Origin of the sequence: Pseudomonas zeae (genome assembly GCF_014268485.2) — a bacterium.
Taxonomy (GTDB): domain Bacteria; phylum Pseudomonadota; class Gammaproteobacteria; order Pseudomonadales; family Pseudomonadaceae; genus Aquipseudomonas; species Aquipseudomonas neuropathica.
This window is the reverse complement of sequence record NZ_CP077090.1, coordinates 1,040,752-1,054,252: the sequence shown is the minus strand read 5'-3', so window position 1 is coordinate 1,054,252 and position 13,501 is coordinate 1,040,752. Positions and strand designations below refer to the sequence as shown.

Sequence of the window (13,501 nt, the reverse complement as noted above, 5' to 3'; positions counted from 1 at the left end):
GCCGAACCTCGCCTCAGGACTGATCGCTGCGCCACTGGCGCCGCACATGGTCAAGCCGCTGCTGTTGGGTCAGACCCACCGGCGGTGGCACCAGCACGGCTCGCGGATGCAGCAAGCGTAGCCATAACCAGCCATCGAGCACGGTGCGGTCACTGAATCCCAGCGTCAGGCCTTGATGCACATGGGAGGCCATCGTCGCGTAATCGGTTCCCAGCGATTGGCACCAGCGCCAGATATGCTGCTCCAGCAAGCAGGTTTGCAGGCGTTCGCGCTGGCGCCGGGTCAGGCTTTCTTCGATACTCAGCGGCTCGACGGCTAGCCCCGGGTTGCGCAACTGCTGCCAGCCCAGACTGCCAATGGCCCGGTCGGCCCAAGTGCCACCGAACCAGCGCAGCTGACGAATCGGCCCGAGCCAGCGGCTCAGCTCAGCGGCATCGCAGGCATCGAAAAAATAGCTCGCGGTCTGCCGGTTGTAATAGCTGAGCAAAGCCCGGTGGTTCAATCCAAACGACACCGTGAGCATGCGCTGCAAGTGACTCAGCAGTTGTTGCGCCGCAACCTCACTGCTCAGCAACAGCCCGCGCCAGGTGTTCGGGTCGCTGTGACACAACGCAGCCAATGCCGGGCAGTCACGCAGTTCGATCAACACCGGGCCGTGCTCGCTGACCGGTTCGAACTCAGTGCCTTCGAACAGGCTGAAACACTGCACACCGGCAAAAGCCCGGTGCAGGGTCAGCAAGGCCTGCGGTGCATCCGGGCCATCGAGCAACAGCCACTGCGCCATGGGCTCAAGCGCCGCGCCATTCATGTTGCGCCGCTCTGTTCAAGCGCGGTGACCAATCGACAACTGCACACCGATTGAGCGCAATGGTTGAAACTGCCGCCGCCGGGGATCAGGCACAACAGCAGCAACGGTTCACCGCAAGTCAGCAGTTGCTGCAAGCCGTCACTCACCAGGCTGTCGGGCAGAGGCAACGGCAGGTCATCATCGGTGTCGGCAACAGCGGATGGCGGCTGCAGCACGCCGCTGATCATCGGCTGATCCGGATCCCCCTCAAAGAAACTCACCACCACCTCGACACCCTCGCTCAGCGCCGCCATGGACACCTGCGTCAGGGACGGCGCAAGCGGTAGCCAACAATGACTCGGGGCGGCCCCTTCGCCCTGATAGAGCCAGTCGAATTGCACCGCCACCGGACGCATCCGGTCAGGCTGCGGTTCATCGACCGCCACCACCCAGGCCCGTTGCAGGCTGTGCATGCGCAGGCGCGATGGCGCTGTAGCCGATGTGTACGGCACTTGCACCGTGCCGAACAGGCGGTTCACGTAGGGAGGTTCACGGGATGGATCGGCGCGATGTTCAATGCGTGTGAGCAACCACGGCCGATTGCATTCAGCGAAGGGATGACCGGCCAACCGCAGCCAGTGACCGCTGCGCAACGCTGGCAGTTCACTCTGGCCTTCAGCCCGTTGCACACCCGATAAACTGCTCCCAATTGCACTTTGCAATTGCCATTGCCGCAACGCGGGTGACCTATCTTGCCCGTCGTCCGCGCGCGGATACTGCGCGGTACCGGCCACGGGTAACTGCGCCGGATCATCGGCGAACACCAGGCAATGCCGGTCGCGATCGTGTTCAAAGTAATAGTGAATCCGCGCCTGCGCGCACAAGCGCTGGAGCAGTTGCAGATCGGACTCGCGGTACTGCGTGCAGAACGTCCGGGCCGGGTAGCCGCCGGACAGATCGAAGCGGCGCTGGGCACCAACAATCCCGTGCTCCCTGAGCACTTGTTCGATGATCTGCGGCACCGAACGGCCACTGAAGATGCGCTGGCTGAAGCGCAGCGCGAGGCAACCGAGTTTCGGCCCCAGACGGATCCGGCTCAATCTCGAACCCTCTGCGTGTTCATGCTGGACAAGGCTCTGCAATTGCCCGTGCACTCCCTCCCCCGACGGCCCGAAACAGAGGAACGCCGAACGGTATAGCAGGCCGGCGAGATCCAGGTGCGGATCGTCGATCAACACATCGATCTCGAACGCAAAGGATTCGCTGAGGGCTTCGCTACCGGTAAAGGCCAGGACTTCGAAAGGGTCGGACAGGCCCGCTACATCGAGACGAAAGGACGACTCGTTGACTGGTTCGAACATGGGCGGATCTCTACAGGAGGGGCGGTCGGGGATTCTCGCCGAGAGCCATGGCCGAGTAGAGAGCTGAAGTACAACTTAGGAAATGACCTACGCGAAAAGCAGACCGGATGACTTTGCTGGCCGGGAATGCCATGGATTTCGCGAAGATTTTGGGAGATATCCCACCGGATCATCCGAATTTTCCGCCACGCTCAGGAAAAATTCAGACAACCCGGCAAGATCGCCACCTGGCCTCAGGAAGACAGGTAGGAGGAGCGGGTCAGGCCCAGACGCAAGGCATCGAGAAATTGCGTGCGCTCGCTGGCACTGATGCGGGCACTGGCGCACTTGTCGCGGTAGTGAGTCATCAGTTCTTCCGGCGACAAGTGCACGTAACGCAGCATGTCTTCGATGGTGTCGTGGGTCTCGATACCGGCGTGGTACACGCTGCCATCGGCGTTCTGGTAGATGTTCACCGAGTCGGTGTCACCGAACAGGTTGTGCATGTCGCCGAGGATTTCCTGATAGGCGCCAACCAGGAACACGCCCAGCAGGTAATCTTCGCCTTCATTCAAACCGTGTACCGGCAGGCTGGTCTCGATGCTCTGCTCGTCGACGTACTGGTTGATCTTGCCGTCGGAGTCGCAGGTCAGATCCTGCAGCACCGCACGGCGCAGCGGCTCTTCGTCGAGACGGTGCAACGGGATGATCGGCAGGACCTGATCGATTGCCCAGGTGTCCGGCAGGCTCTGGAATACCGAGAAGTTGCAGATGTACTTGTCGGCCAGCTTGTCGTTGAGCTCGTCGAGCACTTGGCGGTGCGAACGCTGACGGGCTTTCAGCGAGTTGTGCAGGCGACGGCACACAGCGAAGTAGCACTGCTCGGCCAGGGCTTTTTCCGCCAGGGTCAGTTTGCCGTCGGCGTACTGCGCGGCTACATCGCTCATGTAGTGGGTGGCGCGCCAGTAGGTTTCGGTGACCATTTCGATGTCGGTCGGGCCGAGCAGGTCAACCAGCCACTGCACGGTTTCCGGCAGGTTTTCCTTGTTTTCGATCAGCGGGATTTCGTCGTTGTGCTTCTCGACGTCGGTGACCTGCACCACCAGCATGGCGTGGTGCGCGGTCAGCGAGCGGCCGCTTTCGGAGAAAATGTGCGGATGCGGCAGGCTCTGCGCGTCGCAGAATTCCTTGAGCATGCCGACCACGACCCCGGCGTAATCGTCCATGTCGTAGTTGATCGAGCTGGCGTTGCGCGAGTGCGTGCCGTCGTAGTCGACACCCAGACCGCCGCCGACGTCGATGTGATCGACCGGCAGACCGAGATTGCGCAGCTCGCCGTAGTAACGGATCGCTTCCTTGAAGCCGTGCTGGTAGTCAGCCAGGTTGGCGATCTGCGAGCCCATGTGGAAGTGCAGCAGGCGAATGCCCTGATCCAGGCCAGCCGCGCGGAAACGCTCGACCACCGACAGCAGTTGTGCTGCCGACAGACCGAATTTGGATTTCTCGCCACCGGTATCCGCCCACTTCGACGACGCCAGCGACGACAGACGCACGCGCAGGCCGACCTGTGGCTTGACCTTGAGCGAGGCGGCTTCTTCGATCACCAGACCGACTTCGGATTCTTTCTCGATCACGATGAAGACGTTGTGGCCGAGCTTCTGGCCCATCAGCGCCAGACGGATGAACTCGCGGTCCTTGTAACCGTTGCAGACGATGGTGCCGCCCTTCGGCGCCAGCGCCAGCACGGCCAGCAGCTCAGGCTTGGAGCCGGCTTCCAGACCGATGGAGACGTCCTGGGTGGCGATGATGTTCTCGATCACCGCTTCTTGCTGGTTGACCTTGATCGGGTACAGCGCGGTGTATTTGCTCTGGTATTCCAGGCGCTCGATGTTCGAATCGAAGGCGCCGGTCAACTGGCGAACACGGTCTTGCAGAATGTCGGGGAAGCGAACCAGCAACGGCAAGGACAAACCGCTTTTGCGCAGTTGGTCGACTTGTTCGAACAGGTCGATAGGCGAGCTGCTCGGACCGTTCGGACGAACTTCGACGCGACCGGCGTCATTGATCGCGAAATACCCGGCCCCCCAATGGCGAATCCCGTAAACACTGCGGCTGTCCGCAACTGTCCATTGGCTGCCATCGTCTTTGCGTGTGCGTCGTACGGACATCGAAGTCCCCTATAAAGAAGTCATAGTGCGTCGCCTGATCTCAGGCTGGCGCATTCTAAAGAATGAAAATGACGGTTTGTCAGCGCGGCGGTAGACCGCACTGACTGCGTGGAGTTTAGAAACCGGTCATGAACAGGCTCTGTGAAAACCATGGAGACGACGCCGGATCTGAAGTGTTTCAGCGCCGGATCAAGCCGCAGGTGGTTTTCACAGAGGCTGCTAGCCGCCGGACTTCTTCGCTTTGAAACCGTGCTTGATCAGCTCAGCCAAGAGTAGCTCGACATGATCGCCCTGGATTTCGATGATTCCGTCTTTCAACGCGCCGCCAGTGCCGCAACGTTTCTTCAACGTTGTCGCTAGCTCCTTGAGAGCGTCTTCGGCCAGTGGCACGCCGGTGATAGTAGTCACCGTTTTGCCGCCACGGCCCTTGCTCTCGCGTCGCACGCGGGCAATGCCGTCGCCAGCCGGGATCACGGTTTGTTTGCAGATACAGGCGTCCACCGGCTTACTGCATTCCGGGCAATGACGACCTGCGTCGGTGGAAAATACCAGGCCGCCCAGGGCGGCGAAGGATGCGGCTTTTTTGGCCACCGGCAATCCTCTCGGGAGGACAAAGACTGATCGCGACCTTGGGCAAGGTCATCGACCGCGAAGCCCCACTCAGGCAGGGGCAGCGCTACTGCACCGATAAAGCGCCAAATGCAGGAGCTGTCGAGTGAAACGAGGCTGCGATCTTTTGATTTCGACGCCAAAACAAAAAATCAAAAGATCGCAGCCTGCGGCAGCTCCTACAAAAAGCACTCGCGGTGCAGCTTGAAAAGGTCGCGCAGTGTAACGGCAAAAATCCCGATTGCTAAGTGCCAATCGGCGCCAATTTATGTGTTCTTTGCGACGTCGCTTTGCTGCGCCTTCAGATAGCGCTTCAATGCGGCCAGAGAGTCCGGGCAATAAGGCTTCTGCTGGATTTCCTGCAGCACCTGCTCGACCGGAATAAAGCGCGCTTCCAGCACCTCCTCCGGTTGCAGTTTCAACGGGCCGTCCCATACGGCAGAAAACGCCGAGCACCACAGGCGATTGCCGGTGTCCTCAAAATAGAAATGGTCATGAGCCGTCAGCTCGACGCCGCTGACGCCCAATTCCTCTTCCAGTTCACGGGCCGCTGACTCGGCGTAGGTTTCGTCTACCTGGACCATGCCGCCCGCCGCGACGTCCCAGTAGCCGGGATAAATCGCCTTGCTCAAGGTGCGCCGGTGCACGCACAGCTCACCGGCGGAATTGAACAACATGATGTAGGTGCCACGGCCAATCAGTCCGCGCTCGCGCAAATCGGCGCGCACGAGCGCGCCGAGCAGGTTGTCCTGCTCATCGACCCAGGCGATCTGTTCGGCATCCGAGGCGGCGCGATGGGCCGCCTCTTTGGCGTTCTGGCTCATGAATCAGCCCTGATTGAGCAGTTGACGCAAATCGATCACCGCGGCGTTGGCCCGGGAAATATAGTTGGCCATGACCAGCGAGTGGTTGGCCAGCACGCCGAAGCCGCTGCCGTTAAGAATCATAGGACTCCAGACCGGCTCCTGCGAGGCTTCCAGTTCACGGATGATCTGGCGCACGCTGACGGTGGCGTTCTTCTTCGCCAGCACATCGGCGAAATCGACTTCAATGGCGCGCAGCAGGTGCGACAGCGCCCAGGCCTGACCGCGGGCTTCGTAGAACACGTTGTCGATCTGCATCCACGGGGTCTCGACGACTTCTTCGTCAACCTGCGGCACTTCGCCGATCGCCGGCACTTCGGTTTTCAGCGCGGTATTGAGTTTGACTCGGCCTACGCTGGCCGACAGGCGTTGCGACAGCGAACCGAGACGGGTGCCGACATCGCCCAGCCAGTTGTTCAGGTTGTCGGCGCGAGCATAGAACAGCGCGTTTTTCTGGGTCGGATCGGACAGGCGTGCCTGATAACGACTCAGCGAGTTGATGCCCTCCTGATATTCCGACTCACTCGACGGCAGGATCCAGCTCTTGTTGTCGAAGTTGAAACGCGGCTCGGCCTTGGCCAGATCGGCATCTTCCGCCGACTGCGACTGCGAACGGGCAAAGTCTTTACGCAGGGCACGGGTCAGGTCACGCACCTGCACCAGCACGCCGTATTCCCAGCTTGGCGTATTGTCCATCCACAGGCCCGGCGGGAAGCGGTCGTTGGAAATGTAGCCGCCCGGCTTGTTGAGCAAGGTGCCGGCAACGGTCTTCAGGGTTTCGACGGTGGTGTAGCCGATCACCATCTGCTTGCCTTCTTTCTCGGCCGCCACTTGCGCGTTTTGTGCGACCGGAAACAGCGCCGGCTCCTGGCTCCAGTACCAGCCAAGGCCAATGGTCACCAGCAGGTAGATACCGATCAGCGTGGCCAATGCACGGCTGAACAGCAATCCGCCAACATAGCTGCGGGTGGCCGACTTGGGTTCGGCGGCACGTTCAGGCGCGCTGCCCGCGCGGTTTTTCCAGTCCAGCATGGCGATATCCTTTCAATCACTTGGGTTCAACGGTTCGACCACAACCATACAACAACGTGCCGGGGCCGGGCACCCGCGCGTAAAGATAAGCCGCAATTCGTGTGGGCGAATGACGCTTCGACGATGAATAGGGGAATCCCCGATGCCCACGCTTCAGCCCATCGGATTGAAAACCATCGCAAAGGTCATTCACTGCACGGATAAAAGCACGACTGCGCCGTCATCCTGATCACCCCGCTTAGTCAGGGAGAGCCCGGCCTACGGGGACTTGTCAGACACCCAGGTCTAAAACAAAACCGTCCGGTCAGAAACTGAATGGTGACGCACTGCAGATTATTGACGTACGACACTCGTGTAAGGGAAAAGAGGTGCTAGCATAGAGCCACCAGTCGATCTCAGCATGCAGCCTAACTAGTAGTCAGGATATGACCGAGCCAGAAGACCCCAGCCGTGAGCGTCTCAAGCACCACTTTGCCCAGCGGGTAATTCATCAGGCACGTCAGATTCTTGAGATATGGCAGCGCCTGCAACGCACTGAGTGGTCCAATGTCGATCTCGCCGAACTGAGCGAGGCCAACCTGCGCCTGCTGCGTTTTGCCGAGCGCTTCGAACAGCCCGAACACACGCAGCTTGCGCGCCATATCAGCCAATCGCTGGAAGCGGTGGACGCCAATCGCGGTCGCCTGAGCAGTGGCTTGATCACCGACCTCAATCGCTTGATGCAGCGCTTGTCACGCACCGGCCTGCGCCATGGCGATCAACTCGACCAGACTTTCCTGCCACCGCTGCGCAAACCGATCTATGTGATGCTGCAAGATCACGACCGCGCCGAACGCCTGGCCAAACAACTGGAATTCTTCGGTCTGAGCGCGCAGGCGCTGGACAGTGTGTCGGCGTTTCGCTCCTCGATGGTCGAGCGCCTGCCCGCGGCGATCGTCATGGACGTCGATTTCAGCGGTGCCGGCATCGGCCTGAAACTCGCCGCCGAGGCCCAGGTCGGTTTGGAAGAACCGCTGCCGCTGCTGTTCTTCAGCCTGCACGAAACCGACACGCCAACCCGTCTCGCCGCCGTGCGCGCCGGCGGCCAGGAGTTCCTCACCGGCACCCTCGAAGCGTCGAGCCTGCTGGAAAAGATAGAAGTCCTCACCTGCGTCGCCCAGTACGAACCTTATAAAGTGCTGATCATCGACGACTCGCGTGCGCAGGCCTTGCACACCGAGCGCCTGCTCAACAGCGCCGGCATCGTCACGCGGACCTTGATCGAGCCGATTCAGGCGATGGCGGAACTGGCCGATTTCCAGCCCGACCTGATCATCCTCGACATGTACATGCCAGCCTGCACTGGCACCGAACTGGCCAAAGTGATTCGCCACAACGATCGCTATGTCAGCGTGCCGATCATTTACCTGTCGGCCGAGGACGATCTGGACAAGCAGCTCGACGCCATGAGCGAGGGCGGCGATGACTTCCTGACCAAACCGATCAAGCCGCGCCACCTGATCACCACCGTGCGCAACCGCGCCGCCCGCGCACGCAACCTCAAAGCACGGATGGTCCGCGACAGCCTCACCGGTCTGTACAACCACACGCACATTCTGCAATTGCTCGAAGACTGCTCGTTTCGCGCCCGCCGCGAGAACAAGCCATTGAGCTTTGCGATGCTCGACATCGACCATTTCAAACGGGTCAACGACAGCCACGGCCACCCGATGGGCGACCGGGTGATCAAGAGCCTCGCGCTGTTTCTCAAGCAACGTTTGCGCAAGACCGATTTCATTGGCCGATACGGCGGCGAAGAATTCGCCATCGTCATGCCCGACACCGATATAGAGGCCGCGCACAAAGTGCTCGACGAGATCCGCCAGCGCTTCGCTGAAATCCACTACCCGGCGCAGCCGCAGGATTTGTGGTGCACCTTCAGCGCCGGCGTGGTGGAAATGCACGACGACTGCGACAGTCTGATGATGGCCAGTCAGGCCGACGAAGCGCTGTACCGCGCCAAGGGCGCCGGACGCAATCGCGTGCAAACCGCGCGCGACTCAAAGCAAAGTGCCACTTTTTCATCGGATTCCACTGATTCGGTCATAACCCTGTAACAGAACCGCAATAAATTCAGGCGCTTACCATTTCTGCCGTTGGTAGCCGTCATGCGCCTGAAGTTGCTCACCAATCTCAATACCCTGCTGTTGGTCGCCGTGTGCCTCGCACTCGGCGCGACGCTGTGGTGGTCGCAAAAAGCCCTTGAGCGCCCGTACCTGTTGATGGAGCGCTATCTCGGTCTGTCGCAACAATTTCAGAACGAGGTGGCACGCAACGTCGAGGATTACCTCGCCAGCGGCGACGCCTTGCGCCTGAGCAGTGCCAGTCAGGCCATCGACAATTTGCAGAAAGAACTCGGCGAATTGCCGCCAGCGCTGGCCGACACCCTGCGCCCGAGCCTGTCGGGCCTTGATGAATTCAGCAAGACCGACCTGCTCGCTGCCGGCAAACTGGCGGGCGACCCGCAGGCCTTGCTGTTGCAGGCAGAGCGCGAACTGAGCGCCAGCCTCGATCAGCTCAGCACTTACGCCAACGGCAATGCGGCTTATCTGACGCCGTTGCTCGTCGCTTCGCAGCACTTGGGCAAGCTGTCACTGGCGCGGGACAAACTGGTCAGCAGCGGGCGCAGTGAACTGGCCGCCGATGTTGAGCGCGAAGTCACCAATATCCGCTCGCAAGCTCAAGTGATTGATGCCCTGCCCTTGCTCGGCGTCGTCGCCAACAATGAATCGGGCAGCGACGATTTCGCCGCGCTGATGGGCATCGAGAGCAGCGAAAAAGCCGTTGCCGAAGACGCCGGTGTCGGGCTCAAACGTGAGCTCAACAGCTTGCTCGGACGCTATCCGGCGGAGCTTGCACGCACACGGGATCAGATCCAGAAACGCACCGACCTCAGCACCGCCACCCACCAGAAAATCGCCGCCGTGCAGCAGGCCATCTCCGGACTTGAGCCGGTCGTGCGCGCGCAGCACGGGCAAATTCAAGGCGAAGTGCGGCTGATGCAAGGTGTGATGATCGGCTTGATTCTGCTGATTGCGTTGCTCATCGACACCTTGCAGCGGCGGCTGGCCCGCACGCTGACCAATCTCGCTCCGGCGCTGTCGAACTGGGCCGAAGGCGATTTCAGCGGCGATATTCATTTGGGCAAAACCAACCGTGAACTGCACGACATCGAGGCCTCGCTCAATCGCTTGCGTGCCTACCTGGTGGACTTGGTCGGGACAATTCGCGGCAATGCCGAACAAGTCGCAGGCAGCAGTCGCACACTCGCGGAACTAAGCAACGACTTGCACAACGGCGCCGAACATCAGGCCGGTGACACCGCGCTGATCCGCGATTCACTCGGCGAGTTGGAGGCGACGATTCAGCAGGTCGCTGGCGATGCACAGCAGGCAGCGGATGCCAGTCGTCACGCCGGATTGGCGGTCGAGCACGGCCAGACGGTGATTGGCCAAAGCCTCACCGGCCTGCACGCGCTGGTCGGTGAGGTTCAGGGCAACGCGCAAATGATCGAGCATCTGGCCGAGGAGTCAGCGACCATTGGTGGCGTATTGACGGTGATTCGCTCGATTGCCGATCAAACCAATCTGTTGGCGCTTAACGCGGCGATCGAAGCGGCGCGTGCCGGGGAAATGGGTCGAGGATTTGCCGTGGTGGCTGAAGAAGTGCGCTCGCTGGCACAACGTACAGCCGGCGCAACTGCCGAGATTCAAACCCTGATTGCCGGCCTGCAAACCGCCGCTCGTCAATCGGTTGAAGGCATGCGCGCGCAGGTCGAACACGCCGAAGCCACGGCCAATCAGGCGCAAGCGGCAGATGGCGCGCTGGATAAAATCGTCGGCGCGATCCAGACCATTTCCGACACGGCGATCCGCATTGCCGACGTCACGGCGCAGCAGAGCGGCGCGGTCAGCGAGATTCGCGATCACAGTGAGCGGATTCATCAGCTGGGTGGGGATAATCTGGTGCGTATCGGCCGCGGGCGTGAGCAGGGTGAGAATCTGCTGGTGTTGGGTGGGCAATTGCATACGGCCGTACAGGCCTTTCGCGTCTGATGAACCGCCTTCGCGAGCAGGCTCGCTCCCACATTGGAATATGTACCCCTGTGGGAGCGAGCCTGCTCGCGAAGGCGTCAGCACAATCACTACAAGTGACCGGATCAAACCACTTGGTCACATATTTCGCGCAAACATCGGCCATCGTGCTGGCTATTGCATAGAACTGGACAGTCACAAAGTCTTTGCGGCATAGTCGCCGGGTTCTGACGATTGCTCATTCATAACAAGGACTACGCAGATGGCGACCCTCCTGGTGCTGCACGGCCCCAACCTGAACCTGCTCGGCACCCGCGAACCCGGCACTTACGGTTCAACGACCCTGGCGCAGATCAATCAGGATCTGGAGCGCCGCGCCCGTGAAGCCGGCCATCATCTGCTGTATCTGCAAAGTAATGCCGAGTACGAATTGATCGACCGCATCCACGCCGCCCGTGGCGAAGGGGTCGATTTCATTCTGATCAATCCAGCAGCTTTTACGCACACAAGTGTCGCATTACGTGACGCGTTGCTGGGAGTGAGCATCCCATTCATCGAAGTGCATTTGTCCAACGTGCACAAACGCGAACCTTTCCGCCATCACTCTTACTTCTCCGACGTAGCGGTGGGAGTGATCTGCGGCCTTGGCGCCAGCGGTTACCGACTGGCCCTGGAGGCTGCGCTAGAACAGCTTGAAACACAGGCAACGGCTTGAACTACAAGCGTTAAACGCCCCTGACCGACCCTTGGGAGTTGATGATTCATGGATATCCGTAAAGTTAAGAAACTGATCGAATTGCTGGAAGAGTCCGGCATCGACGAGCTCGAGATCAAGGAAGGCGAAGAGTCCGTACGCATCAGCCGTCACAGCAAGACCCCGGCTCAGCAGTACTACGCGCCGGCTCCGATGCACGCTCCGGCTGCCGCACCTGCCGCCGCCGCTGCTCCGGTTGCTGCCGCAGCCCCGGCTGCCGCTGCTGCACCAGCGCTGAACGGCACTGTTGCCCGTTCGCCGATGGTCGGCACCTTCTATCGCAAATCTTCGCCAACCTCGCCGTCCTTCGTTGAAGTCGGCCAGACCGTGAAGAAAGGCGACACTCTGTGCATCGTCGAAGCCATGAAGATGATGAACCACATCGAAGCTGAAACCAGCGGTGTGATCGAGTCCATCCTCGTCGAAGACGGCCAGCCGGTTGAGTACGACCAACCGCTGTTCACCATCGTTTGAACTGCGGAGAGCCTTTGATGACTGCGAAGTTGGAAAAAGTTCTGATCGCTAACCGCGGTGAGATCGCCCTGCGGATTCTGCGTGCCTGCAAAGAGATGGGCATCAAGACCGTCGCCGTTTACTCCAAGGCCGACAAAGAGCTGATGCACCTGGGTCTGGCAGACGAATCCGTCTGCATTGGCCCGGCTTCTGCCGCTCAGTCCTACCTGCACATCCCGGCCATCATCGCTGCCGCTGAAGTGACTGGCGCTACCGCCATTCACCCAGGCTACGGTTTCCTCGCGGAAAACGCCGATTTTGCCGAGCAGGTCGAGAACTCCGGCTTCGCGTTCATCGGCCCGAAAGCCGACACCATTCGCCTGATGGGTGACAAGGTCTCGGCCAAGCACGCGATGATCGAAGCAGGCGTGCCAACCGTTCCAGGTTCCGATGGCCCGCTGCCGGAAGACGAAGAAACGGCATTGCGCATCGGTCGTGAAGTCGGCTACCCGGTGATCATCAAAGCCGCTGGTGGCGGTGGTGGTCGCGGCATGCGCGTGGTGCACAAGGAAGAAGACCTGATCGCCTCGGCGAAACTGACCCGCTCCGAAGCAGGCGCGGCGTTCGGCAACCCGATGGTCTATCTGGAAAAATTCCTGACCAATCCGCGTCACGTCGAAGTGCAGGTTCTGTCCGACGGCCAGGGCCACGCCATCCATCTGGGCGACCGCGATTGCTCGCTGCAACGCCGCCACCAGAAGGTTCTCGAAGAAGCGCCGGCACCGGGCATCGACGAGAAGGCTCGCGAAGAAGTGTTGGCTCGTTGCGTCAAGGCGTGCATCGACATCGGTTACCGTGGCGCCGGCACCTTCGAGTTCCTCTACGAAAACGGTCGCTTCTACTTCATCGAAATGAACACCCGTGTTCAGGTGGAGCACCCGGTTTCGGAAATGGTTACCGGTATCGACATCGTCAAGGAGATGCTCAGCATCGCCGCTGGCAACAAGCTGTCGTTCACTCAGGATGACGTGGTTATTCGTGGCCACTCGCTGGAATGCCGGATCAACGCTGAAGACCCGAAAACCTTCATGCCGAGCCCGGGCACGGTCAAGCATTTCCACGCACCAGGCGGCAACGGCGTTCGCGTCGATTCGCACCTGTACAGCGGTTATGCGGTTCCACCGAACTACGACTCGCTGATCGGCAAGCTGATCACTTACGGCGCGACCCGCGACGAAGCCATGGCCCGCATGCGCAATGCCCTGGACGAAATCGTGGTTGACGGGATCAAGACCAACATCCCGCTGCACCGTGACCTGGTTCGTGACGAAGGCTTCTGCAAAGGTGGCGTGAACATTCACTACCTCGAGCACAAGCTGGCCAAGCAGTCGTAAGACTGACCTGGCGTGGAAAAACCCGATC

11 protein-coding genes are annotated in these 13,501 nt (G+C 60.4%); 5 read left to right on the top strand and 6 right to left on the bottom strand.

Annotation, left to right across the window (positions count from 1 at the left end; genetic code table 11):
* Window positions 1-13: 13 nt before the first annotated feature.
* The 6 genes from HU754_RS04550 to HU754_RS04525 form a co-directional block, all read right to left on the bottom strand.
* Window positions 14-808: a DUF4123 domain-containing protein gene (locus HU754_RS04550; RefSeq protein WP_093430255.1), complete on the bottom strand. Its 795-nt coding sequence runs from the start codon at window positions 806-808 to the stop codon at window positions 14-16.
* Window positions 805-2,148 carry a type VI secretion system Vgr family protein gene (locus HU754_RS04545; RefSeq protein WP_186620937.1) on the bottom strand — a complete coding sequence of 448 codons (1,344 nt, stop codon included), beginning with the start codon at window positions 2,146-2,148 and terminating at the stop codon, window positions 805-807. Before HU754_RS04545 ends, HU754_RS04550 begins: the two co-directional genes overlap by 4 nt.
* Before the next feature lie 233 nt (window positions 2,149-2,381).
* Window positions 2,382-4,295, bottom strand: a complete 1,914-nt coding sequence (gene speA / locus HU754_RS04540; protein ID WP_093430253.1) for an arginine decarboxylase — start codon at window positions 4,293-4,295, stop codon at window positions 2,382-2,384.
* A 219-nt stretch (window positions 4,296-4,514) separates the two neighbouring features.
* Window positions 4,515-4,886, bottom strand: a complete 372-nt coding sequence (locus tag HU754_RS04535) for a translation initiation factor Sui1 (RefSeq protein WP_007914613.1) — start codon at window positions 4,884-4,886, stop codon at window positions 4,515-4,517.
* Window positions 4,887-5,170: 284 nt separating this feature from the next.
* Window positions 5,171-5,728: an NUDIX hydrolase gene (locus HU754_RS04530; protein ID WP_186620938.1), complete on the bottom strand. Its 558-nt coding sequence runs from the start codon at window positions 5,726-5,728 to the stop codon at window positions 5,171-5,173.
* 3 nt (window positions 5,729-5,731) lie between these two features.
* Window positions 5,732-6,799, bottom strand: a complete 1,068-nt coding sequence (locus tag HU754_RS04525; RefSeq protein WP_016984927.1) for a DUF2333 family protein — start codon at window positions 6,797-6,799, stop codon at window positions 5,732-5,734.
* 425 nt (window positions 6,800-7,224) lie between these two features.
* Between HU754_RS04525 and gcbA the strand changes: the two genes are divergently transcribed.
* The 5 genes from gcbA (at window position 7,225) to accC (ending at window position 13,473) form a co-directional block, all read left to right on the top strand.
* A complete protein-coding gene (gcbA, locus tag HU754_RS04520) occupies window positions 7,225-8,895 on the top strand; it encodes a diguanylate cyclase GcbA (protein ID WP_093430251.1) in 1,671 nt (556 codons plus the stop codon).
* A gap of 51 nt (window positions 8,896-8,946) precedes the next feature.
* Entirely contained in the window at window positions 8,947-10,893 is a 1,947-nt protein-coding gene (locus HU754_RS04515) for a methyl-accepting chemotaxis protein (RefSeq protein WP_186620940.1), read from the top strand.
* Between the two features lie 241 nt (window positions 10,894-11,134).
* Window positions 11,135-11,587, top strand: coding sequence for a type II 3-dehydroquinate dehydratase (gene aroQ / locus HU754_RS04510; protein WP_093430249.1), 453 nt, complete (start codon window positions 11,135-11,137; stop codon window positions 11,585-11,587).
* Window positions 11,588-11,635: 48 nt separating this feature from the next.
* Window positions 11,636-12,100 carry an acetyl-CoA carboxylase biotin carboxyl carrier protein gene (accB, locus tag HU754_RS04505; RefSeq protein ID WP_093430248.1) on the top strand — a complete coding sequence of 155 codons (465 nt, stop codon included), beginning with the start codon at window positions 11,636-11,638 and terminating at the stop codon, window positions 12,098-12,100.
* 17 nt (window positions 12,101-12,117) lie between these two features.
* A complete protein-coding gene (gene accC / locus HU754_RS04500) occupies window positions 12,118-13,473 on the top strand; it encodes an acetyl-CoA carboxylase biotin carboxylase subunit (protein WP_093430247.1) in 1,356 nt (451 codons plus the stop codon).
* Window positions 13,474-13,501 lie beyond the last annotated feature (28 nt).

Coding starts and splice junctions, on each gene's coding strand:
- HU754_RS04515 (WP_186620940.1), top strand. CDS start 8,947: ATGCGCCTGAAGTTGCTCACCAATCTCAATACCCTGCTGTTGGTCGCC.
- aroQ (WP_093430249.1), top strand. CDS start 11,135: ATGGCGACCCTCCTGGTGCTGCACGGCCCCAACCTGAACCTGCTCGGC.
- HU754_RS04550 (WP_093430255.1), bottom strand. CDS start 808: ATGAATGGCGCGGCGCTTGAGCCCATGGCGCAGTGGCTGTTGCTCGAT.
- accC (WP_093430247.1), top strand. CDS start 12,118: ATGACTGCGAAGTTGGAAAAAGTTCTGATCGCTAACCGCGGTGAGATC.
- accB (WP_093430248.1), top strand. CDS start 11,636: ATGGATATCCGTAAAGTTAAGAAACTGATCGAATTGCTGGAAGAGTCC.
- gcbA (WP_093430251.1), top strand. CDS start 7,225: ATGACCGAGCCAGAAGACCCCAGCCGTGAGCGTCTCAAGCACCACTTT.
- speA (WP_093430253.1), bottom strand. CDS start 4,295: ATGTCCGTACGACGCACACGCAAAGACGATGGCAGCCAATGGACAGTT.
- HU754_RS04525 (WP_016984927.1), bottom strand. CDS start 6,799: ATGCTGGACTGGAAAAACCGCGCGGGCAGCGCGCCTGAACGTGCCGCC.
- HU754_RS04530 (WP_186620938.1), bottom strand. CDS start 5,728: ATGAGCCAGAACGCCAAAGAGGCGGCCCATCGCGCCGCCTCGGATGCC.
- HU754_RS04545 (WP_186620937.1), bottom strand. CDS start 2,148: ATGTTCGAACCAGTCAACGAGTCGTCCTTTCGTCTCGATGTAGCGGGC.